This is a genomic window from Arthrobacter sp. NPDC056727, from assembly GCF_042790555.1.
Classification (GTDB): Bacteria; Actinomycetota; Actinomycetes; order Actinomycetales; family Micrococcaceae; genus Arthrobacter.
Window position 1 is genome coordinate 28,016 of record NZ_JBHTZA010000015.1, and the last position, 23,143, is coordinate 51,158.

Here is a 23,143-nt window from a genome sequence, read left to right on the forward strand (position 1 = left end):
ACGCCCGACGGCGGGACCCTCCTTGGGAGGGCCCCGCCGTCGGTCTTTGTGTTTTCTAGCGCTGCGGCGCGAGCGACTTCTCGGGTACGGGAGCCGTTCCGCTGGCCCGCTGCACCCGGTAGTGCGCGCGAGCCTCGTCCTGCCGGATCTTTTCGGCGCCGGTGGCGATGGCGGCGCGCAGGTGGGCCGGACCGTAGCCGAAGGCGTCCACAAGGTCCACCGCATGCGGACGCAGCTTGACCAGGAGCCGGTTGATGTAGCCTCCCACAGTCCGTGCCCGCTGCATCGAGAGCCGTCCGTTCATCAGGTACCACGAGAGGCTGTTCTCGATCAGGGACAGCCCGAACAGGTCCCGGAGCCAGGTCAGCACGGCCTTGGTGCCCGGGTCGGTGACCTTGCCCAGCGCCTCGGTGAAGGCCTCCCACTGCAGGAGTTCGGCGTGCGCCCGGGCGGCGTCGATGAGCTCGTCCTGGTGCTGGTTGAACAGGGCGGACGCTTCGCGCTGCGGCAGCCGGCTGGCGCCCCTGAGGGCGGAGGCGGCGTCGGCAACCATCGTCTGAACGCGGTCGGTGAGCAGTGCGCGCTGGCTTTCCTCGTCGCGAAGGGCAATCGCGGCCTTCTGGACTGAGCCGTTGTCGGCCATGAACTGCGCCACCTGGCGCAGGCCGGTGCGGTGGACGGCGGTCCCTGCGGCCTGGTTGACCACATACCGTGCCAGCACGCCGAACGTGGCGCTGCGGAATTCCTTGGCGTAATCGGCCAGCAGCCGCTTGGCCACCAGCTGCAGCAGCACGGTGTTGTCACCTTCGAAGGTGACATAGACATCGAGGTCGGCGCGCAGCGAGGCGAAGCGGTTTTCGATCAGGAACCCCGCACCGCCGCAGGCCTCGCGGCATTCCTGCAGGGTATCCAGTGCATGCCAGGTGCTCAGCGGTTTCAGCGCCGCAGCCAGGGTTTCCAGGTCCTGGCGGTCCTCGTCGGAATCGTGGGCGCCGGAGAAGACGTCGTCCAGCTTTTCCAGCAGCTGCTCGTGGGCAAAGCCCGCCGCGTACGTGGTTGCCAGCCGGGTGAAGAGCCGGCGCTGGTGCCGCTGATAGTCCAGCAGCACCTCCTCCTCGATGGGGGACGAGGCGTTGAACTGCCGGCGTTCGGTCGAGTAGGTGATGGCCGTCTTCAAGGCGAGCTTCGAGGCGGCGACGGCGGCGCCGTCCAGGCTCACACGGCCCTGCACCAGCGTGCCCAGCATGGTGAAGAAGCGGCGACCGGGACTGGCGATGGGCGAGGTGTAAGTTCCGTCGGTATCGACATTGCCGTAGCGGTTGAGCAGGTTGGTGCGGGGGATGCGGACGTGGTCGAAGTGCAGCCTGCCGTTGTCGATGCCGTTGAGGCCGCCCTTCACGCCGTCGTCCTCGCCGCCTATCCCCGGCAGGAACGCCTTGGTGGCAGGGTCGCGCAGGTCCACGTAGAACGCATGCACTCCGTGGTTGACCCCGCGTGTCACCAGCTGGGCGAACACCACGGCGCCGAGGCCGTCGATGGCGGCATTGCCGATGTAGTCCTTCCACGCGGCGCGGAACGGGGTGTGGATTACGAACTCCTGCGCGCCAGGATCGTAGGTTGCCGTGGTGGCGATGCTGGCGACGTCGGAGCCGTGTCCGGTTTCGGTCATCGCGAAGCAGCCCGGGATGTCGAGGTTCATGATGCCCGGCAGCCACTTCTCGTGGTGTTCTTCCGTGCCGAGGTGCATCACGGCAGAGCCGAACAGGCCCCACTGCACACCGGCCTTGATCTGCAGGGACGGGTCTGCGGTGACCAGTTCCTCGAAGCCGGCGATGTTGCCGCCGTGGTCGTCCGACCCGCCGAATCTGGCAGGGAAGGCGCGGTGGACGGCGCCGCTGTCCACCAGGTGCTTCAGCTGCCCGAAGGTGCGCGCCCGGTGTTCCGTGTGCGTCAGCCCCTCCGTTTTGTGGAGCTCTCCGCGCCCTGCCAGGTCACGCGCTTGCCGGCGGACGCCGGCCCACTTTCCCAGGAGCAGCTCACCCAGGGCCGCGACGTCGACGGCGGGCAACGGGGCTGCCGGCGGGGCTGCTGAAGGTGTGGTGGTGCCCGCCGGGCGGTCCGCTACGTCAGTCATGTCGTTCCCTTCGTTGATTCTGTTCCGTTGTTGGTTCTGTTCCGTTGTTGGTTCTGATCCCTCGTTGGTTCCGGCCGGTCCCGGCGCTATTGAACGTCCGTCAGTTCCGGTGCAATGCCGACGCACAGCCAGTCGGTGATTTGCCGCGCCATGATTTCCTGGTCCGGCTTGGCGGGCGAGTCCGGACTGGCCAGCCACTGCTCACCGGCGTTGCGCACCAGGCCGATGGCGGCGTTGGGCCAGTAGCCGATGACCGACTCCTTGCCCTCGCCGAGATGGCTCCGCATGGGGGTGGCAATCATGTCCGCGATGGCGTCAAAGAAGTGGCCAAGCGCTCCTGCCGTCGTGATCGAGGTGGGACCGCCGTCGGACTCCGCAGCGGAGTACCGGGTCACGAACGTGTAGACGTTGGGGCTGGTTTCAGCCATCTGGAGATACGCCGAGACCATGGCGAACAGGCCCTCCCGGGGCGTCTGCGCACTCTGCGCCGCCTCTTTGATGCGCTGCTGCATCTGTCGCAGCACCACTTCCCCCACGGCCTGCTGCAGGCCGGCCTTGTCGCCGAAGTAGCGGTAGAACACCGACTTCGACGTTCCGGCCGCCGCGGCGATGTCCTCCATGGACGCGTCGCTGCCGAGGGAGTGCACTGCCCGCCGGGCCGCTTTGATGAGTTCGCGCCGGCGCTCTTCCCGGTGCTCCTGCCAGCGCGAGGCACGGCCGTCCACGGGTTCCGGGGAGGAGTCCGGGGACACGGCAGGGGGAATCGAGTTCACGATACCCAGCGTATCAGGTACGCTGGGTATCGATAACCAGCCGGATCGAAGGAGATAGCTCATGCCCGTGGATGGACAGCCCCAAGCCGTGCGGAAAGCCGTGGTGGTCGGCGGCAACAGGATCCCGTTCGCCCGGACCGGCGGCGCCTACACCAAGTCGTCCAACCAGGACATGCTCACCGCAGCGCTGGATGGGCTGATCGCCCGCTTCGGGCTGCAGGAGGAGCGCATCGGCGAGGTGGCCGCGGGCGCCGTCCTGAAGCATTCCCGGGACTTCAACCTGACGCGCGAGGCGGTCCTTGGCTCGGCGCTGTCACCGGAAACGCCTGCGTATGACCTGCAGCAGGCCTGCGCCACGGGCCTGGAAACAGTGCTCGGCCTGGCCAACAAGATCAAACTCGGCCAGCTGGAATCCGCCATCGCCGGCGGCGTGGACTCCGCCTCGGATGCACCGATTGCCGTCAGTGAAGGCCTCCGCGAGGTGCTGCTGGACCTCAGCCGCGCCAAGACGCTCCCGCAGCGGTTGCAGATCCTCGCCCGGCTGCGCCCCAAGGACCTCGCCCCGGACGCGCCCAACACCGGCGAGCCCAGGACCGGCCTGTCGATGGGGGAACACCAGGCCCTGACCACGGCACAGTGGAACATCTCCCGCGAGGCCCAGGACGAGCTCGCCCTCGGCAGCCACCGGAACCTCGCGGCGGCCTACGACGCCGGCTTCTTCGACGATCTCCTCACGCCGTACCGCGGGCTCACCCGGGACTCCAACCTCAGGCCGGACACGAGCCTGGAGAAGCTGGCGTCCCTGAAGCCCGTGTTCGGCAGGAGCCTCGGCTCGGAAGCCACCATGACGGCGGGCAACTCCACACCCCTGACGGACGGCGCCTCCACGGTGCTGCTGGCCTCGGAGGAGTGGGCCGACGCGCACGACCTGCCCAAGCTCGCCACAGTCCTGGACGGCGAGGCCGCCGCCGTGGATTTCGTCCACGGCAAGGACGGGCTGCTCATGGCGCCGGTGTTTGCCGTCCCGCGCCTGCTGGCACGCAACGGGCTGACCCTGGATGACATCGACTTCTTCGAGATCCATGAAGCCTTCGCCGGAACGGTGCTGAGCACGCTCGCCGCCTGGGAGGACGAAAAGTTCGGCCGCGAGCGCCTCGGCCTGGACGGCGCCTTTGGCAAGGTCGACCGGTCCAGGCTGAACGTCAACGGATCTTCCCTGGCTGCCGGGCACCCGTTCGCTGCCACGGGCGGACGCATTGTGGCAACGCTCGCCAAGATGCTCCACGAAAAGGGCAGCGCGGGAGGGCGCCCAGCCCTGGGACTCGTGTCCGTCTGCGCCGCCGGCGGCCAGGGCGTCGTGGCGCTGCTCCAGGCGTACACGGAAGGAACCACCACGGGGGACCTCCATGACTGACACCTATGCAAGGCTGGTCAGCCATGGCCTCGGACGGGATGTGGCCCGGAAGCTCGGCCTGCCGCAGCCGACCGAGCTGCGGCGCTACCGGCAGGGCCAGCCTCTGGTCGAAGGCCCGGTCCTGGTTGGAGGCGCCGGATCCGGTGCCGACGGGATCGCGGCTGCGCTGCTTTCGTGGGGCCTGGACGTCCGCCGCCACGCTGTCCCCAAGGAAAAGCTGGGCGGCATCGTGCTGGTCCTCGACGCGATCGAAGCCCCCGGCGACCTGGAGCGGCCGGTCCTGGCGGCGGCGCCGTCAATCCGCGACCTCGCCCCCGGCGGACGGGTGGTGACTGTCTCTCGCGTGCCCGGCGGAACACCCGCCACGGCCGCCGCACGGCAGGGCGTGGACGGGCTGCTGCGGTCCCTGGCCAAGGAACTGCGCGCCGGCGCCACCGGCAACGGCATCGTCCTGGCAGAGGACGTCAGCCCCACCGCCCCCTCGGCGCTGGGAGCCCTGCGCTTCTTCCTCTCCGGCCGGTCAGCATTCGTGGACGGCCAGTTCGTCCGTGTCAGTTCCGGGGAAGGCCGCCTGCCCGACGACGCCGACGCACCGCTTGCAGGAAAAGTCGCCGTTGTGACCGGCGCGGCCCGGGGCATCGGCGCGGCCATTGCCCGGACCCTGCACCGTGACGGCGCCACCGTCGTGGCGGTGGACGTTCCCGCTGCGGGGGAACACCTGGCGGAGGTGGCCAACGGCATCCGCGGCACCGCGCTGCAGCTGGACATCACGCGGGACGAAGCCGGCCAACGCATCATCGACCACGCCGTGCACCGCCACGGGCGGCTCGACATCGTGGTGCACAATGCCGGTATCACCCGGGACAAGTTGCTGGTCAACATGGACCAGTCGAAGTGGGGGTCGGTGATTGACGTAAACATCGCGGCCCAGCTGCGCATCAATGAGGCGCTTCTCGCCTCCGAGCACTTCCGCTCCTCACCCCGCATCGTCTCGGTGGCCTCCACGAGCGGCATAGCCGGCAACAGGGGCCAGACCAACTACGCGGCCTCAAAGGGCGGCGTCATGGGCATGGTCCGGGCCACCGCGCCCCTGCTGGCGGAGTACGGCGGTTCAATCAATGCCGTGGCGCCCGGGTTCATTGAGACAGAGATGACGGCGCGGATTCCCTTCGCCACCCGGGAGATTGCCCGGCGCCTGAATTCCCTGCAGCAGGGCGGGCAGCCCGGTGACGTTGCCGAGGCCATTTCCTTCCTCGCGGGCGATTCCGCCGGCGGCATTTCCGGAGAGGTGCTGAGGGTATGCGGACAAAACCTGGTGGGGGCATGACGGGCGGCCAGCCCCTCATCCTGGGGGAGATGCCGTCGCTCTCCAAGCTCTATGTGAACGCGGCAGCCATTGCGGCCCGGCGCCGGATCCTGGGCTCGCACACCACCGCCGTGCTTCCCGCCGTCAGCCACGAAGTCCGGGACGTCCGTCCCGACGTCGAAACCCTTACGGCGTACCAGCACCTGCTGGGAGAAACCGCCAGTGACGTGCTGCCGGCCGGGTTCATCCATGCGCTGGCGTTCCCGGTGGCAATGAGCGTCATGAACCGCGACGACTTTCCGCTGCCTCTGCTGGGCATGATCCATCTGCGCAACGTGATTGAGTACCGGAGACCGGTCAGCTTCACTGAACCGCTGGACATCGTGGCACGGGCCGAGACCCTCCGGGCACACCGGTCCGGAACCCAGGTGGATATCGCGGTGGAGGTCCGGGCATCAGGTGAAGACACAGTGTCCTGGTGCGGTGTGTCCACGTATCTTGCCAAGGGGGCGTTCCTGCCGGGCATCGACAAGGCGTCGGCGGCGGCCACGCCCCAGGGCTTCTCGGCACCGGATCCCACGGCGCTCTGGCACCTTGGGGTGGACACCGGCCGCGCTTACGCCGCCGTCTCCGGGGACTTCAACCCGATCCACCTGAGCGTGCTGTCCGCCAAAGCCCTGGGCCTGCGCCGGTCCATCGCCCACGGCATGTACCTCGCGTCGAGGGCGCTGGCAGACGTGGGCTCCGTCAAGGGCGACGCCTTCCACTGGGAGACGGTGTTCGAGGCTCCGGTGTTCCTTCCCGCACGCGTGGCGCTGGACATTTCGACGGCGGAGTCCAGGGAGGGCGGCTGGCTGCGGTCCGACTATGTGGCCTGGAGTCCGCGGTCCGGCCGGAAGCACTTCAGCGGCACAGTGTCGGCTCTATAAATACACGGCGGCGCTGTAACGCGGCCCTTCCTGTTACTTATCCGTGGGGTCGGCGACGCGGAGGATGCGGTGCAGGCTGAGCAGGATTGATCCTGCCGCGCTCGGCGTGCCCTGGCCGTTGCCTTCCGAGGCGGTGCGGTCCTCGAGGGAGGCGACCGCGGAGCGGGCCGCATGGTAGAGCCCGGCCTGCCGGTCGGCGTCGTCCTCCTCCGCCGAGCGGAGTACCTCGCCCACGGCGGCCAGCGCCTCCGCCAGGGGTTCGCTGTAAGGGAGGGGGATGGTGAACGGCATGTCCTCGTTCCAGATCACGTCGGCCAGGACCTCGGTCATGTCCTGGATGTGGAAGGTGATCTGCTCCAGTTCGCGCACTGTGCGGTAGTCCTTGTCCACGTCCCGCGGATGGAGGCGGCGCCGCGGGTTGGCTGCCCGGCTCGCGTCGGCCTTCTGCACGGCCGCCCGGACCGACCGGGCCGACCGGGCCAGCTCCTCGGACCGCCGCGACCAGTCCTCGTGTTCCGGCGGCCATTTTTCGTGCAGGGCCGCTCCCATGTCCTGCAGTTGGCGGGCGAGCGAGAGCCGCAGCTCCGCCAGGCTTAGAGCGGCCGCGTTGAAGTGCAGCGGCGGAAACACCAGCAGGTTGACAGCGACCCCTACGACGACCCCCACGCCCATCTGCAGCAGGTAGCCGAACGAGAAATCGTCCGGGTTCTGCCGGCCCACCAGCAGCACCAGCAGGGCCGCCGTCGGAATCCAGTCCCGGCCGGCGCCCAGGCGCGGCATCCCTGCCAGCAGCACGCCGAGGGCCATGACCAGCGCCACTGAGAGCGGTGTGGCACCAAAGCTGAAGAGCAGGAAAGCCAGGCCTATGCCGGCCCCCAGGCCCACCAGTGTCTGAAACCCCTGGCGCATCGAACCCGACACGTTCTCGTACATGGCCACCAGCGCGCCGAGTGGAGCGTAGTACGCGTAATGGGCGGCAGCACCGGGCATCAACGGCGCAACCCAGAATGCGATGCCCGCCGCCAGTCCCGCCTTGGCGGCGAGCTGGAGGCGCGGGGCGGCGAGGCCGCGGGCCATCATCGCGGACCATGACCGCCAGATCCTGTGAAGCAGTGGATCCCGGTCTTTCTGTGGCTGTTGTTTTCGGGTGTTCATCGCAGTGGACGCCGTGCTGTCAGGCGGCCCCGTGCCCGGCGACCACTTCCTCGCCGGACCTCACCGGACCTGGCGGAGTGCCCTCGCCGAAGGGGCTGCCACCCAGGGACTCGCGCCCGTGGGCGGTGAGCCAGCCGGACAGCTCCGGGCCGGCTGGGACGATCTGCGTGGGGTTGATGTCCTCGTGAACGATGTAGTAGTGCTGCTTGATCTGGACGAAGTCAATGGTGTCGCCGAAGCCGGGCGTCTGGAACAGGTCCCGGGCATAGGCCCACAGCGCCGGCATTTCGCTGAGCTTGTTCCGGTTGCACTTGAAGTGGCCGTGGTAGACGGCATCGAAGCGCGCGAGCGTGGTGAAGAGCCGGACGTCCGCTTCGGTGATGGAGTCGCCCACCAGGTACCGTTGGCCGGCGAGGCGTTCCTCGAGCCAGTCCATAGCGGTCCACAGCCGGGTGTGGGCGGAGTCGTAGGCCTCCTGCGACCCGGCGAAGCCGCACCTGTAGACGCCGTTGTTGACCTCGGTGAAGACGCGCTTGTTAACGATGTCGATTTCCCCGCGCAGGTGCTCCGGGTACAGCTGCGGCGCGCCCGGCCGATGGAACTCAGTCCATTCCGTGGAGAAGTCGAGCGTGATCTGGGGATAGTTGTTGGTGACCACGGCACCGCTGGCAGCGTCCACCAGGGCGGGAACCGTGATGCCTCGGGGGTAATCGGGGAACCGGCTGAAGTAGGCGTCCTGCAGCCGCTCGATGCCCAGCACAGGGTCCTTGCCTTCCGGATCCAGGTCAAAGGTCCAGGACCGGGCATCGTGGGTGGGGCCGGGCTGGCCGAGGCTGATGACGTCCTCGAGTCCCAGGAGCCGGCGGACGATAACCGTGCGGTTGGCCCACGGGCATGCCCGCGCGGCTATCAGGCGGTAGCGACCGGGTTCCACCGGCCAGCCAGGTTCACCGTTCGGCCCGGGCGTGCCGTCCCGGGTGATGCGGTCCTCGATGTAGTTGGTGTCGCGGTTGAATTCGCCTCCGGTGACGTAGGCGCCCTTGGTGCTGTTGGTTTCAGTGCCGTGCTGATCAGCGCCCGGTTGCTCGGTGCCGGTTTCCCTGCTGCGCGGTTCCGCGGCGTGGAGTTCTGTGTTGCGCGGTTCCCCGGCGTGGCGTCCCCTGCTGTGTGCTTCGACTGTGCCCGTCTTCTCACTCATGGCACCAGACTATGTTGCCGTCCCAAAGACCCGCGACATTGGCTGCCAGGCAACCACCCAGCAGGCCACCACCACCAGCGAGAACAGCGCGATCCAGACGCCCGACGGCACGGCGGTGGCGCGGTAGAGGATGTAGGCGTCGGAGGACCGCAGTTGGTCGCGGCGGCGGAGGTGGACGTTAGTGAGCTTGAGCAGGTCCCGGACTGCGGCGACAAGGAGGGCCACGCCCAGGACGATGGCCACGTGGCCGGTGAACGCGGCGGGCACGTTGATGATCAGTGCGGCCACCGCCACTACCGCCCCCAGGAGGATGAGCACACCGGCGGCGTTGCGGATGAAGATCAGCGAAGCCAGCAGGACCAGCAGTCCTGCAGACATGGCGGCCGGACCCCAGCCGCTGAAACCAGCCCAAACCAGCGCGGCGCCGGTCACGCCGGGAACGGGGTAGCCCCAGAAGCCCGACCACACGGCGGCGGCACGGCCCCGGGTGTAGGACGTGGTGGTGCCGCCGTGGTTCAGCTGGAGCCGGATGCCGCCCAGCCGCTGGCCGCTGGTCAGGGCGGCAAAGGCGTGTCCCAGTTCATGGGTGACCGTGGCGAGCAGGCCGAAATAGCGCCACGTGGCGCGGGGAACGGACAGTGCGGCCGCAATGAGCACGACGGCCAGGAGTTCGGTGACGGAAACCGTGGGAACAACGGTCTGGGTGAATCCGGCAGCCACCCGGTCCCACCATTGTTCGGGCAGCGACGGGCCGGGGAGTTGCAGGTAAACCATAGGAATCAAGGCTACAGGGGCATGGCCCTGGGGGCGCGGTTCAGAGACCCGGCAGCGGCGGCGGATCCTCCATCAGGGATGAAGCGTCGTCCGGAACCACCAGATCCAGCATGCCCACCACGGGGGCTTCGCCCATCGCGACAAGGAGCTCATTGATTGACATCTGCCCCTCAAGTTCACCGGGGTGTTCCTCATCCATACATAGAACATATGTGCGAACACCGCTCTAGGGCAGAAGGACACGCGGCAGCACACCGATCCCGGGCTGACGCCGGGCCTAGGTGGTAGAAGGCCCGCGGGTCCACGATGGAGGTACACAGTTCACGAGAGAGGGGCACCATGGCCACGCTGAAGGAACGCCTGCATGGCGACGTCGTTGCACATTTGAAGGAGCACAACAAGGTGGCCCTGGGTACCGTGCGCAGCGTCCTGGGCGAGATCGAGACCCGGGAAAAGTCCGGCAAAACACCGGTCGAGCTGGACGACGCGCAGGTGACAGCACTGCTGCAGAAGGAGGCGGCAAAGCGGCGCGACACCGCCCGCATCTATACGGAAGCGGGGGAGCCGGAGCGGGCAGCCACAGAGATCGCCGAGGCGGAGGTTATTGAGGAGTATCTGCCTAAGGCCCTTTCGGCCGCCGAGGTTGAGGGCATCGTCGATGAGGTCATCGGGGGTTTGCGGGCGGACGGTACGGAGCTGTCGGTGCGCCACATGGGTGCCGTGATGAAGCCGGTGACCGCCCGGGTGGCCGGCCGCTTCGACGGCAAGGCCGTGAGCGACATCGTCCGTCAGCGGCTCGCCTGAGCCGGCAATCGACACCTACCGGCTATGGGAGGACGATTAACGTACACCTACTGTTAGGAGGTCGGTGATGTGCTATTCATCGTGTGAAGGATGGCGGAATTACAGGAAGGAAGCGGCCAGGGAAGCCGAGGGACACCCGGAAGCAAGGCCTGCCGAGACCCCTGAACCCACGGTCCAGGCAGAGGAAAGCAGGATGTGGGCCTACCTCGCCCGGCTGCAGGAAACCGCTGAGAAGGATCGTATCCGCGAGAACGCGTAAGCACATAAAGAAAGGCCCCGCGGGTTCGGGGCCTTTCTTTGCGGCTTTGGCTACCGGAGGCCGGCTGCAATGTCCCGCCCGATTTTGCGGAGCAGGGCGGCGGACAGCACGGGATCCCTGGACGAGTCCCGGTCCGTGTAGTCAGCCAGTGCGTAGACCCCGGTCAGCGCCATTTCGGACCAGCGCTCCCTGGGGAGCAGGGACCTCCCGGCCACTGCGATGATGGGCCGGGACCCCGACCGCCGGGCGACGGCGGCCGGAAGTTTGCCGGCCAGGGTCTGTTCATCGATGCTGCCCTCTCCGGTGATGACCACGTCGCAGCCGTCCTTGCGGGTGTCGAAGTCCAGCAGGTCCAGGAAGTAGTCGGCACCGGAAACCTGTGTTGCACCCAGCAGCAGGCAGGCGTAGCCGAGGCCGCCTGCGCTTCCCGCGCCCTCGTGCCCTGCGAGCGCCCGCGCATTGGCCACTCCGGCGTCCTCCATCGCGGCGATGAGGTTCTCCAGGCCGCTGTCCAGGTCCGCGATCTCCCGGGGACCGGCCCCTTTCTGGGGCCCGAACACCGCGGGAGCGCCGTCCGGGCCGGTCAGGGGATTATGGACATCGCTGGCGACCACCAGTTCCACTCCGGCAAATGCCGGGAAGCGTGCTGGCCGGACAGTGTCGATCTTCGCAAGGTCCCGCCCGCTGCCGGGGAGCTCCTTCCCGGCAGCGTCGAGGAAACGGTAGCCCAGGGCGGCGAGCATGCCCATGCCGCCGTCGGTGCTGGAACTGCCGCCAAGGGCCAGGACCACCCGGTCCGGGTTCAGGCTGAGCGCGAATAGAACAGCTTCGCCAAACCCGCGGCTCGAGGCGTCCAGCGGTTCCAGCCGGCCCTGAGGAAGTAGCGCCAGGCCACAGCTGTTGGCTACCTCGACAACTGCCGTGACGCCGTCGAACGCTATGTCCGCCTGGACGGGCCGGCCGGTGGGGCCGGAGACGGTGACCCTGCGGCGGCTGAAGCCGGAGGCGACGGCGGCGTCGACGCTGCCGTCGCCTCCGTCCGCCAGTGGCAGGAGCTCGCAGTGCACCGTCCCGGCTCCGCCGGACACATCTGCGGAGCGGAGGCCGGCTGCCAGGGCGTCGGCGACCTCACCGGCGGTGAGGCTGCCTTTGAATTTGTCGGGCGCGATCAGGGTCCGGACGGTCTTCGGGACGGTGGTGTTGTTCATGTCAGACGGATTCCGAATAGGCGGGGCGTCGGTCGGTGGCGTTCGCAGGGTCGGCGTGGTGCTTCGGGGCGTGGTGGCCGTATGAGGACAGGTCGTCGTCGATATCGGTCACGTCCTCCACGTGGGCGGGATCCTCGCCGGCCAGGGGTTCCACTGTTTCCCCGGCGAAGACGCGCCGGACGCGGTCGGCGTCGAGGGTGCGGTCCCACCAGGCGATGAAGAGGGTGGCCACGGCGTTGCCCGTGAAGTTCACCAGGGCGCGGCATTCGGACATGAACTTGTCGATGCCGAAGATGAGCATGATGCCTGCGGCCGGGATGGTGCCGATGGTGGTCAGGGTGGCTGTCAGCGCGATGAAGCCGCCGCCAGCAACTCCCGCCGCACCCTTGGATGTCAGCAGCATGACCGCGAGCAGGCCCAACTGCTGCCCGATGGTCAGGTTCGTGTTGGTGGCCTGGGCGATATACAGGGCCGCGAGCGAGAGATAGATGGCGGCGCCGTCCAGGTTGAAGCTGTAACCGGTGGGGACTACGAGACCCACGGTCTCCTTCTTCACGCCTGCATGCTCAAGCTTGCGCATCAGGCCCGGCAACGCGGGTTCCGCGGTGGAGGTGCCCAGGATGAGCATGTACTCCTCCTTGAGGTGGCGGATCATCGTGAAGATGTTCAGCTTCAGGAACGCCATGACGGATCCGAGCACAACCACAACGAAGAGGATGGAGGTGGCGTAGAACAGCGCGATCAGCCCGCCCATGCTGGTGAGGGACGAGACACCGAACTTGCCCACCGCATAGGCCATGGCACCGAACGCGCCCACCGGGGCAGCCTTCATGATGAAGCTCAGGATCTTGAACATGACCCCTGTCAGGCGCTGCACGCCGTCAAGCACGGGGGCGCCCACCTTGCCCATGGCGTTCAGGGCGATGCCGAACACCACGGCGATGAAGATGATCTGCAGGATGTCCCCTTCGACGAAGGGTGCCACCACGCTGTTGGGGATGATGTGGGTCAGGAACTGCCACCACTCCTGGTGCTGGCCGGCGTCGATGAGCTTGGCCGCCGATTCGGAAGTCTTGATGCTGCTGGCGTCGGCGTTCACGCCCTCGCCCAGGCGGAAGATGTTGATGGCCACCAGTCCGAAGGCCATGGCACAGATGGTGCCGACCTGGAAGTACGTGAGGGCCTTCAGTCCGGTCATCCCCACCTTCTTCAGGTCCGCCACGCTGGCGATGCCCCCGACGATGGTGAGGAACACAATGGGGCCGATGAGCATCTTCATCGCATTGACGAACGTGGTGCCGATCGGCTCCATCGCGATGCCGGCGGCCGGCGCCAGCCAGCCGAGCAGGATGCCGAAGACAATGGCTGTCAGCACCCAGAAATACAGCTGCTTGTACCAACGTGTTTTGCGGGCCGGGGCTGCCTGGCCGGCGGTGGTGGTGTGGTCCATGATTCCTACCTCGTTGTGGAACGCGACTGGAGTGTTGCTAATAGGGAAAGGGGGGGCTAAGCGGCGTAAGCGGCGTCCCGCGGGGCCCCGACCCGAGCTTGCGAGCGCTGGGACGGGACCCCCGCGGGCGGCGGGCTGGCCGCCGTCGTCCGTTTTAGTGCGTGCCGCTTAAGCGGCGTCCGGTCAGACGGCGGCGAGCGAGTGGGTGAGTGCCTTGATGATCGCCTCGGTGACGTCGTCGGTGTTGGATTCGCCGCCGACGTCGCGGGTCAGGTGGCCGGCGCCGGTGGCTGCCTCGATGGCGGCCTCGACGCGGCGGGCTTCCTCGTGCAGGCCGAAGTGGTCCAGCATGAGCGCGGCGCTCGCAATCGCGCCGATCGGGTTGCTGATGCCCTTGCCGGCGATGTCCGGGGCCGAGCCGTGCACCGGCTCGAACATCGAGGGGAAGCGGCGCTCCGGGTTCAGGTTTGCGCTCGCCGCCAGGCCAAGGCTGCCGGCCAGCGCGGAGCCGAGGTCGGAAAGGATGTCGGCGTTGAGGTTGGACGCGACGACGACGGACAGGTCCTCGGGCTTGAGGATGAACTTAGCGCTCATGGCATCCACCAGGACGCTTTCGGTCTGGACGTCCGGGTAGTCCAGGGCCACACGGTTGAAGACTTCGTCCCAGAGGACCATGCCGTACTGCTGGGCGTTGGACTTGGTGACCGAGGAGACCTTCTTGACGGTGCGGGTCCGGGCGAGGTCGAAGGCAAAGCGCATGATGCGCTCGCAGCCCTTTTCGGTGAACAGCGCCGTCTGCAGGGCCACCTCGTTACCCGGGCCGCGGCCGCTGAGGTTGCGGCCGCCGAGGCCGGCGTACTCGCCTTCGCTGTTCTCCCGGACCACGATCCAATCGAGATCGGTGTTGTCCGCCTTGCGGAGCGGGGACTCGATGCCGGGGAGGAACTTGACCGGGCGGATGTTGGCCCACTGGTCGAAGTTCTGGGTGATGTTCAGGCGCAGGCCCCACAGGCTCACGTGGTCCGGCACGTTTTCCCAGCCGACGGCGCCGAAGTAGATGGCGTCAAAGTCCTTGAGGGCGTCCAGGCCCTTGGGGTCCATCATCTGGCCGGTCTTCTCGTAGTATCCGCAGCCCCACGGGAATTCGGTCCATTCGAAGGCGAATTTGCCGTTGGAGTTCTGCGCCAGCGCGTCCAGGACGCGGCGGCCGGCAGCTACGACCTCTTTGCCGACGCCGTCTGCGGGGATGGCGGCGATGCTGAATTTCTGGGTGGCGCTCATGTTTGGTGGCTCCTCGTCGAGTGTGTTGGCAGTGCGTTCCTGTTATCGGGGTCACACTGTTTTCTTCCTCTTCAAGTAGAGGCCACAGGGATATATCGCGTCCAAGACCAAGATTCAATCCGCTAAATAGGCACAGCCTATGAGTGCCCTTCGGCGGGCCCCGTCCCCCGGGCAGCGTGGCTTTCTGCAACCTTCAGGAATGCGCTCGCAGCCGGCGTCAGGCCTTCCTTCCTGCTCAGGATGGCCACGTCCAGATGGGAAACCGGCTCGATCTGAACCGTGCGGAGTCCTGCCTTGTGCGCGGTGGGGGCCCAGGAGGACGGCATGACGGCGTGCCCGACGCCGGCCAGCACCAGGGGCAGGATCGAGGTCCGGTGGGCGACTTCGACGACGATCTCCACTTTGACGCCGTGGGCCAGGGCGTCGTCCACGAGCCAGCGCATCAGTGATCCGCGCTGGCTGGCGATGAGCCGGTGGCCGTCCAGGTCGTCCCGCTGCAATGTGTTCCCCGCAGGGAAGGTGTCCGCCTGCGGATTGACGATGAGGATCAGCGGCTGGCGTTCGAGGTCCAGGACGTTGACCCCCGGCACCCGGATGGGCGTGGACGAGCCGGCCAGGCCAATCTCGGTGCTGCCCGTGCGGACCGACTCGATGACCTCCTCCGGCGTGAAGGCGGCTCCGACATTGAGGCGGACCTCCGGATGCCGCCGGGTATACACGGCGATCATCGAGGTGAGTGGCTCGATGCCGGGGGAGGGCATGGTGATGATGTCCAACCGGCCGCTGCGGAGGCCGCGCAGTGCCTGCACGGCGGACTGTGCGGCATCCAGGTCCCGCATCACCAGGCGGGCCGGGCCTACGAGTTCCTTTCCGGCTTCGCTGAGGACTGCGCGCCGGCCGATGCGGTGGAACAGCGGCACGCCCAGGTCCTTCTCCAGGCCCGCTATGGTCTGGGACAGGGAGGGCTGCGCGATGAGCAGGTGCTCCGCGGCACGGTTGAATCCGTCGTGGTCCACGACGGCCAGAAAATACTTCAGCTTCCGCGTGTCCACGCCGGCTCCTTCACCCGTTCCGCTGCTTTCCCCCACCCCGACCGCGGGCGAGGCCCTGCACGGCCGCTGCGCGTTGGGCTGTCCGGGGCACTGATAGCCTACGCCTATCACCGGCGCGGCCTGATCTGCTGGCATACTCTGAGCATGGCCGTCACCTTCGAATGCACCTCACGGACAACCATGGGCATGACCGAGCTGTTCGACCTGTCCCGGAGCATCGACGCGCACAAGGACTCGATGGCCCGCTCCCGGGAGGAAGCAGTCGGAGGTGTCACCTCCGGACTCATCTCCCTCGGGGAGGAGGTGACATGGCGCGCCTGGCATTTCGGGCTGCCGGTTCGGATGACCAGCCGGATTACCGAAATGCGGGCACCGCACTGCTTCGTGGATGAACAGGTCCGGGGGCCGTTCCGCCGCTTCCGCCACGTCCACGAGTTCAGCACAGGTCCGGCCGGAACCGTCATGGTGGACCGGATCGAGTTCACGGCGCCGTTCGGTCTCCTGGGACGCCTGGCAGAGAAACTCTTCCTGGCGCGCTACCTCCGGGGACTCATTGAAGCGCGCAACCGGCACCTGACCGCCGGTGCACGGCTTGGATGATGCTCCCGGCGGTCGGGCGTCAGCAGGTCTGCTACGCGATTGCGGGCTCCGGTTGCGCCGCCTTCCTGGCTTTCCTCGACTGGCCGAACCTCAGATAGAGGGACGGCACAATGAACAGGTTGAGCAGCGTGGAGGTCAGCAGGCCGCCAAGGATGACCACGGCCATCGGGTATTCGATTTCATGGCCGGGCACGTCCCCCATGACGACCAACGGCACCAGGGCAAGCCCGGTGGCAAGGGTTGTCATGAGGATCGGGGAGAGCCGTTCGCCGGCGCCCCGCAGCACGAGTGAGCCGCTGAACGGAACCCCTTCCGCCCGTTCCAGATGCTGGCAGTGGCTGATGAGCAGGATGCCGTTCCGGGCCGCGATGCCCATGACCGTCAGGAACCCCACGAGCGAACCCAGCGACAGGACGCCGCCGGTGAAATACGCCGCCAGGACTCCGCCCACGAGTGCGATGGGCAGGGTCAGGAGGGCCAGGATGGCAAGCCGCCAACTGCGGAAGGACGCCTGCAGGAGCACGAGGATCAGGATCAGCGCCGCGACAGCGAAGATGGTGAGGCGCTCCGTGGCTGCCTGCCGCTCGGTGTATTCGCCGAGGAGCTGGACGCTGTAGCCGGCGGGCAGCTTCAGGGACTCCAGCCGTTCCTGCACCTGTGAAACCACGCGGCCAAGGTCGGCCCCGTGATCGATGAAGGACCCGACCTCGACCCTGCGGGACCCGTTCGTCCGGTCGATGAGGTTCGGGGTGGGCTGGACACTGACTGCGGCGACGTCGGCAAGGCGCACCCGCTGCCCGCTGGGCGTGTCAATGGGCAGGTTCTGGACGGTGGTGACGCTGGTCCGCGTCTCCGGCGTGCTCCACACCTGGACGTCGTAGGCCCGCCCGTCGCGGAAGACGTCGCCCACCTCTTCGCCCGCCATCAGGGTCGCAGCGGCGCGCCGTACGTCCCCGGGCTTAAGGCCGTACTTCTCCGCTGCCGCAAGATCCACTTTGACGGTGATCTGGGGAACGTCGACCTCCAGGGAAATGTGTGGCTCGTCGGTTCCATTAACATCGGTGAGGAGTTGCTTGACCCGCTGGGCCTGTTCGCGCAGCACGTTCAGATCGTCGCCGTATATCCGCACGAGGATAGGTTCGCTGGCACCCGTCAGGACCTCTTCGATCCTCTCCTTCAGGTACGTCTGCACGTCGCGGTGCAGGCCCGGGTACCCGTCGACGACCTCCTGGACTGCCGCCACCGTCTGCTCATAGTTGGCATGGCGGTCAATGCTGATCCAGTGCTCACCCGCATTGACTCCGACGATTTCGTCCGCCTGGAAGGCCTGGCCAATGTGCGTTCCACAGTTCAGGACGCCGGGCACCTTGAGGAACGCGGCGCAGCCCCGTTGGGCTATGCGGTATTCCTCGGCTGCCGAGGTGCCGGGTTCCGATACCCAGTGCATCAGGAAGTCGCGTTCCTTGAACGTGGGAAACAGGGACTGCCCCATCAGCGGTGCAATCAACGCACCCACGACGGCGAGCGCCCCGAAGCCGGCGTAGCCGTAGCGCGGCCGGTTCATGATGCTGGACAGCATGGCGTGGTACCAGCGCTTAAGTACCCGCACCAACGGCGGGTCCAGTTGCTCCAGCTTCGCCCGGGCCAACAGGACCAGGGCAAGGGCAGGCGTCACTGTCAGCGCCACGAGCATCGAGGCCAGCACCGCGAGCGTGTACGCGACGGCAAGCGGCCTGAAGAACACTCCCGTGAGCCCGTTCACGAAAAATACGGGAAGGGCGGCCACCACGATGATGATCGTGGCGTAGACGATGGGGCTTCGCATTTCCAGCGAGGCCTTCAGGACGACGGACGCCGTCGATTCACCGCCGCCGCGGCTGCGGTGCTGCCGCAACCTGCGCATGATGTTTTCGACGTCGATGATCGCGTCGTCAACGACGACCCCCACCGCGATGACCAGCCCCGCCAGAATCATCGTGTTGACCGAACTGCCGGTGAGGTACAGCACCATGATGGCGGTCAGGAGCGACATCGGAATGGCGATCAGGCTGATGAGTGCTGTCCGCCATTGGAAGAGGAACGCACTCAGGATCATGACCACCAGCAGGCAGCCCAGGAGGAGGGCCAGGCTGAGGTTGGAAATGGCCTCCTCGATAAAGCTCGCCGGGCGGAAGATGGTGGTGTCGAAGGTGACGCCGCTCAGGCCCGGCTGAAGTTCGTGAAGGGCTTCCTCGACGCCCCGGGTCACCTCGAGCGTATTGCCCCACGGGAGCTTCTCGACAATGAGCATCAGTCCGTGGCCGTTGTTAATGACTGCATCGCCGATCAGCGGCTGATGGTCCTCGACCACGCGCGCCACATCGCCCAGGTGGAGGGCGGTGCCGTGGTCTTCACGGATCGTCACCTTGGCCAGATCTGCGGGGCTGGTGATCGGCTGGACGTGCCGGATGCTCATCCGCTGGTTCGGGCTGTCGATAAAGCCGCCCGTGCCAATGAATTTCCCGGGGGAGTACTGGAGCAGGCCCGCGTCAACAGCCCCGGCCGTCACCTCCATCACCTGGTTCAGGGAGACGTTCCTGGCTTTGAGCTTCTCAGGCTGGACCTGGACCTGCAGCATCTGGAGCCGCTCGCCCCAGATCGCGACGTTGGCCACGCCGGGAACCCGGAGCAGCCGGGCCCGGATGGTCCAGTAGGACAGCATGGACATCTCGATCATGGACCGGTTCGCGGACGTCATGCCGATCTTCATGACGCGGCTGGTGGAGGACAGCGGCTGCAGCATCACCGGGGGCGCAGCCCAGGTGGGCAATGCCGCAGTCACGGCGGCCATGCGCTCGGATACCTGCTGACGCGCGTTGAGCAGGTCCGTGCCCTGTTTGAAGATCAGGATGATCGAGGACAGCTGGGGCACTGACTTTGACCTCAGCTCGTCCAGTCCGGGCATTCCGGACAGGGACGCCTCGATGGGCACGGAGACGAGTTCCTCCACTTCCTGGGCCGTAAGGCCCAGGCAGGCAGTCTGGATCTCGACCTGCGGGGGCGCGAATTCCGGAAAGACATCCAGGGATGCCTTGCTGAGCTGGACGGACCCCAGCAGCATGACCACGCAGGCCAGGGCGACGACTATCGTCCTGAACCTGAGGCTGATCCCGACAATCCAGCGCATGTCAGCTCGCTACATCCAGTTCAGCGCCGAACAGCTCTTCGGCTCCTGTGGTGACCACGGTCGTGCCCGCCGCCGGACCGTCGCTCAGTGTCGCCGTGGTGTCGTCGATCCGCTCTACCGTGATGGGCTGGCGGACGTAGACGCGCGGGGCGGCAATCGTATAGACCCAGGTCCTTCCTTCGCTGTCGTAGAGGACCGCCAGGTAGGGGACCACGAGTTTTCCGCTCTTGGGATCCCTGGACGTCGTCGAGGTCTGGAGACCGATATTCTCGGCGGCGTGTTCATTCAGCGTGATGCGCTTCAGGTCGCTCCCTGGAACCTCCTCAAGGCTCGCTGCGACGTCGCCTGCTGCTACCGGCTCCGCTGCGAGCTGGCTGCAAGCCGGCAATGCCTGCGTCAGAAGACCCAGGACGGTAAGAACCATCAGGCCGCGCACCCGCGGCGAGGTCGTTGTCATGATGCATCCCGGCTTTCAGACGCCCATCGGGGCTTCAATAGCTTCGGCTTGTGTCGTTGCTGTTGGTGATCCCGCCTGGCCGCGTTCGAAGCGGATCAGGATTGCCGGGAGCACGAACAGGATGAAGAGAGTGGTTGTCAGCAAGCCGCCCCAGATGATGATGGCAACCGGCTGGATGACCTCCGTGCCTGTCACACCGCCCAGGAGAACCAGCGGCAGAAGGGCGATGGCAGTGATCACGGCGGACCCGAGGGCGGGCTTCAGCCTGTCGCGTGCGGCCCGGATCACGAGGGCGGGCCCCGCGGCTTCGTGATCCGCCGCGCGGAGGTTCCTGACCTCGCCCGCGAGCAGCAGGCAGTTCCGGACTGCCATGCCGAGGACTGCCGCGAAGGCGACAAACGCTGCCAGATAATTGGCTCCTCCGTCCGCCAGTGCGGTGAGGACGCCGCCCGACAAAGAAGCGAGCAACCCGAGGAAAACGGCGGCCGCGATCCGCCAACCGCCCAATGCTGTTTGCAGCAGCACCAGGATGCCGAAGGCAGCTACGCCGGTCAGCAGCCACAGCCATTGGAAGGCCGACTGCTGCTGTGCGTACCGGGTGAGGACCTCAGCGTGGTAAGCCACCGGGAACTGGATCTGCTGCAGGCCTTTTTGGATGTCCTGCTGCACCTCGGCCAGCCCACGTCCCTGGATATCAGCCTTCACATCCACGCGCCGCGACGTGTCGTCATGCAGAATGACGGCGTCATTCGGAACGATGCTGACGTCGGCCACGTCGCCAAGGCGCACATGGCCGCCTTTGGGACTGTCGATGAGGAGTTCGCGGACACTGGTGAGGCTGTTCCTGGTGGACGGCTCTCCCTTGACGACCACGGAGAAGACCTTCTGCTGTTCGTAGACGTTGCCCACTTCGATGCCCTGCAGCAGGGCGGCCGCAGCACGGCGGACTTCGCCCGGGATGACTCCTGCTTTCTGGGCTTTCTCCAGGTCTACCTTGACCTGGACGGTTGGCTGTTCGACGGCGGCCTCGACACGGGGATTCACTATCCCGGCCGTGCGGGCAAGGACCTGCCGCACTTCCTCGGCCTTCGCGCGGAGGGTGGCCATGTCAACGCCGTAGACCCGCACGCCAAAGCCGGCATCGGCAGCAGCCCGGATCTGGTCGATCTTCTGTTGCGGGTAGGTCGAAACTGTTGCCCGCAGCCCCGGGAACCCGGCCACGACTCTCTGCACATCATCCACGGTGCTGGCGTACGAGGCATCCTTGGCCACGCTCATCCACAGTTCGCCGGAACTTACGTCTCCCACCTGGTCAGATGTGACGGCACGGCCAACCTCGGAGGCGACGCTGGAAACGCCGGACACCGCGCGCAGTTCATCGGCAGCTGTATTGGTGATCCTGACCATTTCCTGGTCGGAGGTGCCTGGCGCCGCACTCCACTGGACCACCAGCGTGTTGTCCGCCAGGACCGGCACCACAGGGCTGCCTGGCACCAGCTGCGGGGCCAGCGCCAGTGCTGCGAGCGCCAGGACCGCCGTCGCGGCGAAGACCACGACCGGTCTGCCCCGCCGGCCGGACAGGGCCCGCCCGTACCGGATCCTGAGTCGCTGCATGGCCTGCCCCTCACGCCCGCGGGATGTGGAAGCCGGAGGCAGGAAGAACACCAGGGCTGCGGTCACTGTCAGCGCCACGACCATGGCAACCGCGAGGGCGAGCAGGTAGCTGAGTACCAGGGGGCCGAACATTGCACCGTTCTCACCCGGAACAAAGAGCAAGGGCAGCACGCTCAGCGCCATGATCAGCAGGGAGGAGAACAGGGACGTGCGGACTGGCCGCAGGGCCCCGGCAACAAGGGCGCTCCTGGCATCCCCGGCGCCTGTCTCCCGTGCACTACGGTAGGCCCGGGCGGTGCAATTCAGGTCTTCCACGACGTCGCCGATGATGACGGCGAGGGCAAGGACCATGCCGGTGAAGACCATGGTGTTCAGTCCTGCACCGCGGAGGGTCAGCAACAGGGCGGCCGCAATGAGCGACAGCGAAATGCTGACCAGGCTGATGAGGGCACTGCGCCAGGACCGGAAGACCACGCCGACCGCCGCTGCGACCAGCAGCAGCGTGACGAGCAAGGCCACGGCGAGCGTACCCGTTTCCTGCTCCACGAACGACTCCTGCCGGTACACGGTGGTGTCGACTGTTACGCCGGGCAACCCTGCCTGAAGCTCGCGCATGGTTTCGTCGAGCCCGCGTGTCACGTCAGCGGTGTTGGTCTCCGGGAACTTCTCAATGACCAGCAGGAGCTCGGCGTCCTGGCCCGGCTGCGCATCACCGATCAGCGGCTGGTGGTCGGTCTGGACCTTGGCCACGTCCCCCAAGAGCAGTTTGCTGGACGTGCCCTGAAGGCTGACCTTGCCCAGATCCTCGGGAGTGGTGATGGGAAGGACATGCTGGACGCCAAGCCGCTGGTGTCCCGTTTCCAGGAAGCCGCCCGTGCCCGGTGTTGAGGCCTCGAGGTAACTCAACGGGGATACCCACACGGAGTTTCCCGTGGTCCTGATGACCTGGTCCAGCGTCACGCCCTTGGCTTCGAGCTGCTTGGGGTCCACGAGCACCTGCAGCTGCTGGTCGCGCTGGCCCCAGATGGAAATGTTGGCCACACCGGGAACCGCGAGGAGTGCGGGCTTCATCGTCCACCGCGCGAGCACGGACATGTCGATGGGGGACATGTCCTTGGAGGTCAGCCTGACCATCATCACCCGGCTGGTGGATGACAGCGGCTGCATGAGAACAGGTGCGGCCGACACGTTGGGCAGCGCCCTCGCCTGGGTCAGGCGCTCAGCGACGAGCTGGCGTGCCCGGAACATGTCCGTACCCGGCTGGAAGACCAGCTGGATCGAGGACAGGCCTGGAAGCGACTTGGAACGGATCGCGTCCACCCATGCCACGCCGTTCAGCAGGTCTGCCTCCATGGGGGACGTGACGAGCTGTTCGACTTCGGCGGCGGAGAGCCCCAGGGCTTCGGTCTGGATTTCGACCTGCGGCGGCGCGAATTCGGGGAAGGCGTCAACCGGCATGGTGGGCAGCGCGGTGAAGCCGTACCCGAGGACGCCGGCAGCCACTACCAGGACAAGGATCCGGAACTGCAGGACCCAGCCCAAAACCGCGCCCATCATGACTGGTTCACC

General features: G+C 66.8%; 19 protein-coding genes. 6 read left to right on the forward strand and 13 right to left on the reverse strand.

Annotation, left to right across the window (positions count from 1 at the left end; translation table 11 throughout):
- Positions 1-55 precede the first annotated feature (55 nt).
- Both ACFRAH_RS15585 and ACFRAH_RS15590 read right to left on the reverse strand, forming a co-directional pair.
- A complete protein-coding gene (locus tag ACFRAH_RS15585) occupies positions 56-2,134 on the reverse strand; it encodes an acyl-CoA dehydrogenase (RefSeq protein ID WP_377991812.1) in 2,079 nt (692 codons plus the stop codon).
- An 86-nt stretch (positions 2,135-2,220) separates the two neighbouring features.
- Positions 2,221-2,859 (reverse strand): TetR family transcriptional regulator, encoded by a 639-nt coding sequence (locus ACFRAH_RS15590; protein ID WP_377991889.1) that lies wholly within the window; start codon positions 2,857-2,859, stop codon positions 2,221-2,223.
- A gap of 109 nt (positions 2,860-2,968) precedes the next feature.
- On the opposite strand from ACFRAH_RS15590, the gene ACFRAH_RS15595 reads away from it, so the two are divergent.
- The 3 genes from ACFRAH_RS15595 to ACFRAH_RS15605 are packed head-to-tail and all read left to right on the forward strand — an operon-like array spanning position 2,969 to position 6,556.
- Positions 2,969-4,321, forward strand: coding sequence for an acetyl-CoA C-acetyltransferase (locus ACFRAH_RS15595; RefSeq protein WP_377991813.1), 1,353 nt, complete (start codon positions 2,969-2,971; stop codon positions 4,319-4,321).
- On the forward strand, positions 4,314-5,648 hold the full coding sequence (locus ACFRAH_RS15600) for a 3-oxoacyl-ACP reductase (protein WP_377991814.1): 1,335 nt from the start codon (positions 4,314-4,316) through the stop codon (positions 5,646-5,648). The genes ACFRAH_RS15595 and ACFRAH_RS15600 overlap by 8 nt, the downstream gene beginning before the upstream one ends.
- Entirely contained in the window at positions 5,645-6,556 is a 912-nt protein-coding gene (locus ACFRAH_RS15605) for a MaoC family dehydratase (protein WP_377991815.1), read from the forward strand. Before ACFRAH_RS15600 ends, ACFRAH_RS15605 begins: the two co-directional genes overlap by 4 nt.
- Before the next feature lie 33 nt (positions 6,557-6,589).
- On the opposite strand, the gene ACFRAH_RS15610 is transcribed toward ACFRAH_RS15605, so the two are convergent.
- The 4 genes from ACFRAH_RS15610 to ACFRAH_RS15625 form a co-directional block, all read right to left on the reverse strand.
- Positions 6,590-7,636: an aromatic acid exporter family protein gene (locus ACFRAH_RS15610; RefSeq protein WP_377991816.1), complete on the reverse strand. Its 1,047-nt coding sequence runs from the start codon at positions 7,634-7,636 to the stop codon at positions 6,590-6,592.
- A gap of 94 nt (positions 7,637-7,730) precedes the next feature.
- The gene (locus ACFRAH_RS15615) at positions 7,731-8,909 is read right to left on the reverse strand and encodes a glutathione S-transferase family protein (protein ID WP_377991817.1); all 1,179 of its coding nucleotides are present in this window, start codon (positions 8,907-8,909) and stop codon (positions 7,731-7,733) included.
- A 9-nt stretch (positions 8,910-8,918) separates the two neighbouring features.
- Complete coding sequence (locus tag ACFRAH_RS15620) at positions 8,919-9,683, reverse strand: M50 family metallopeptidase (protein ID WP_377991818.1); 765 nt, start codon at positions 9,681-9,683, stop codon at positions 8,919-8,921.
- Positions 9,684-9,723: 40 nt separating this feature from the next.
- A complete protein-coding gene (locus tag ACFRAH_RS15625) occupies positions 9,724-9,882 on the reverse strand; it encodes a hypothetical protein (RefSeq protein ID WP_377991819.1) in 159 nt (52 codons plus the stop codon).
- Between the two features lie 140 nt (positions 9,883-10,022).
- On the opposite strand from ACFRAH_RS15625, the gene ACFRAH_RS15630 reads away from it, so the two are divergent.
- Positions 10,023-10,487 (forward strand): GatB/YqeY domain-containing protein, encoded by a 465-nt coding sequence (locus tag ACFRAH_RS15630; protein ID WP_377991820.1) that lies wholly within the window; start codon positions 10,023-10,025, stop codon positions 10,485-10,487.
- A gap of 67 nt (positions 10,488-10,554) precedes the next feature.
- Entirely contained in the window at positions 10,555-10,746 is a 192-nt protein-coding gene (locus ACFRAH_RS15635; RefSeq protein ID WP_377991821.1) for a hypothetical protein, read from the forward strand.
- A gap of 50 nt (positions 10,747-10,796) precedes the next feature.
- Here ACFRAH_RS15635 and ACFRAH_RS15640 read toward each other — a convergent pair whose 3' ends face one another.
- The 4 genes from ACFRAH_RS15640 to ACFRAH_RS15655 all read right to left on the reverse strand — a co-directional run bounded on the left by ACFRAH_RS15640 (position 10,797) and on the right by ACFRAH_RS15655 (position 15,737).
- On the reverse strand, positions 10,797-11,954 hold the full coding sequence (locus ACFRAH_RS15640; RefSeq protein WP_377991822.1) for a glycerate kinase: 1,158 nt from the start codon (positions 11,952-11,954) through the stop codon (positions 10,797-10,799).
- A gap of 1 nt (position 11,955) precedes the next feature.
- On the reverse strand, positions 11,956-13,404 hold the full coding sequence (dctA, locus tag ACFRAH_RS15645) for a C4-dicarboxylate transporter DctA (RefSeq protein ID WP_377991823.1): 1,449 nt from the start codon (positions 13,402-13,404) through the stop codon (positions 11,956-11,958).
- 183 nt (positions 13,405-13,587) lie between these two features.
- Complete coding sequence (locus ACFRAH_RS15650; protein WP_377991824.1) at positions 13,588-14,685, reverse strand: tartrate dehydrogenase; 1,098 nt, start codon at positions 14,683-14,685, stop codon at positions 13,588-13,590.
- Between the two features lie 137 nt (positions 14,686-14,822).
- Positions 14,823-15,737 (reverse strand): LysR family transcriptional regulator, encoded by a 915-nt coding sequence (locus ACFRAH_RS15655; protein ID WP_377991825.1) that lies wholly within the window; start codon positions 15,735-15,737, stop codon positions 14,823-14,825.
- A gap of 144 nt (positions 15,738-15,881) precedes the next feature.
- Here ACFRAH_RS15655 and ACFRAH_RS15660 point away from each other — a divergent pair, with 144 nt between their 5' ends.
- Positions 15,882-16,337 (forward strand): cyclase, encoded by a 456-nt coding sequence (locus ACFRAH_RS15660; RefSeq protein ID WP_377991826.1) that lies wholly within the window; start codon positions 15,882-15,884, stop codon positions 16,335-16,337.
- A gap of 31 nt (positions 16,338-16,368) precedes the next feature.
- Here the strand turns inward: ACFRAH_RS15660 and ACFRAH_RS15665 are convergent, their stop codons facing one another.
- From ACFRAH_RS15665 to ACFRAH_RS15675, 3 genes are read right to left on the reverse strand one after another with little or no spacing between them, the layout of a single operon-like run.
- Positions 16,369-19,503, reverse strand: a complete 3,135-nt coding sequence (locus ACFRAH_RS15665; protein ID WP_377991827.1) for an efflux RND transporter permease subunit — start codon at positions 19,501-19,503, stop codon at positions 16,369-16,371.
- Position 19,504: 1 nt separating this feature from the next.
- A complete protein-coding gene (locus ACFRAH_RS15670; protein ID WP_377991828.1) occupies positions 19,505-19,960 on the reverse strand; it encodes a hypothetical protein in 456 nt (151 codons plus the stop codon).
- 15 nt (positions 19,961-19,975) lie between these two features.
- On the reverse strand, positions 19,976-23,131 hold the full coding sequence (locus ACFRAH_RS15675) for an efflux RND transporter permease subunit (protein WP_377991829.1): 3,156 nt from the start codon (positions 23,129-23,131) through the stop codon (positions 19,976-19,978).
- Between the last annotated feature and the right edge of the window lie 12 nt (positions 23,132-23,143).

Coding starts and splice junctions, on each gene's coding strand:
- ACFRAH_RS15620 (WP_377991818.1), bottom strand. CDS start 9,683: ATGGTTTACCTGCAACTCCCCGGCCCGTCGCTGCCCGAACAATGGTGG.
- ACFRAH_RS15640 (WP_377991822.1), bottom strand. CDS start 11,954: ATGAACAACACCACCGTCCCGAAGACCGTCCGGACCCTGATCGCGCCC.
- ACFRAH_RS15630 (WP_377991820.1), top strand. CDS start 10,023: ATGGCCACGCTGAAGGAACGCCTGCATGGCGACGTCGTTGCACATTTG.
- ACFRAH_RS15665 (WP_377991827.1), bottom strand. CDS start 19,503: ATGCGCTGGATTGTCGGGATCAGCCTCAGGTTCAGGACGATAGTCGTC.
- ACFRAH_RS15585 (WP_377991812.1), bottom strand. CDS start 2,134: ATGACTGACGTAGCGGACCGCCCGGCGGGCACCACCACACCTTCAGCA.
- ACFRAH_RS15595 (WP_377991813.1), top strand. CDS start 2,969: ATGCCCGTGGATGGACAGCCCCAAGCCGTGCGGAAAGCCGTGGTGGTC.
- ACFRAH_RS15660 (WP_377991826.1), top strand. CDS start 15,882: ATGGCCGTCACCTTCGAATGCACCTCACGGACAACCATGGGCATGACC.
- ACFRAH_RS15675 (WP_377991829.1), bottom strand. CDS start 23,131: ATGATGGGCGCGGTTTTGGGCTGGGTCCTGCAGTTCCGGATCCTTGTC.
- ACFRAH_RS15605 (WP_377991815.1), top strand. CDS start 5,645: ATGACGGGCGGCCAGCCCCTCATCCTGGGGGAGATGCCGTCGCTCTCC.
- ACFRAH_RS15670 (WP_377991828.1), bottom strand. CDS start 19,960: ATGACAACGACCTCGCCGCGGGTGCGCGGCCTGATGGTTCTTACCGTC.
- dctA (WP_377991823.1), bottom strand. CDS start 13,404: ATGGACCACACCACCACCGCCGGCCAGGCAGCCCCGGCCCGCAAAACA.
- ACFRAH_RS15615 (WP_377991817.1), bottom strand. CDS start 8,909: ATGAGTGAGAAGACGGGCACAGTCGAAGCACACAGCAGGGGACGCCAC.
- ACFRAH_RS15625 (WP_377991819.1), bottom strand. CDS start 9,882: ATGGATGAGGAACACCCCGGTGAACTTGAGGGGCAGATGTCAATCAAT.
- ACFRAH_RS15650 (WP_377991824.1), bottom strand. CDS start 14,685: ATGAGCGCCACCCAGAAATTCAGCATCGCCGCCATCCCCGCAGACGGC.
- ACFRAH_RS15635 (WP_377991821.1), top strand. CDS start 10,555: ATGTGCTATTCATCGTGTGAAGGATGGCGGAATTACAGGAAGGAAGCG.
- ACFRAH_RS15600 (WP_377991814.1), top strand. CDS start 4,314: ATGACTGACACCTATGCAAGGCTGGTCAGCCATGGCCTCGGACGGGAT.
- ACFRAH_RS15610 (WP_377991816.1), bottom strand. CDS start 7,636: ATGATGGCCCGCGGCCTCGCCGCCCCGCGCCTCCAGCTCGCCGCCAAG.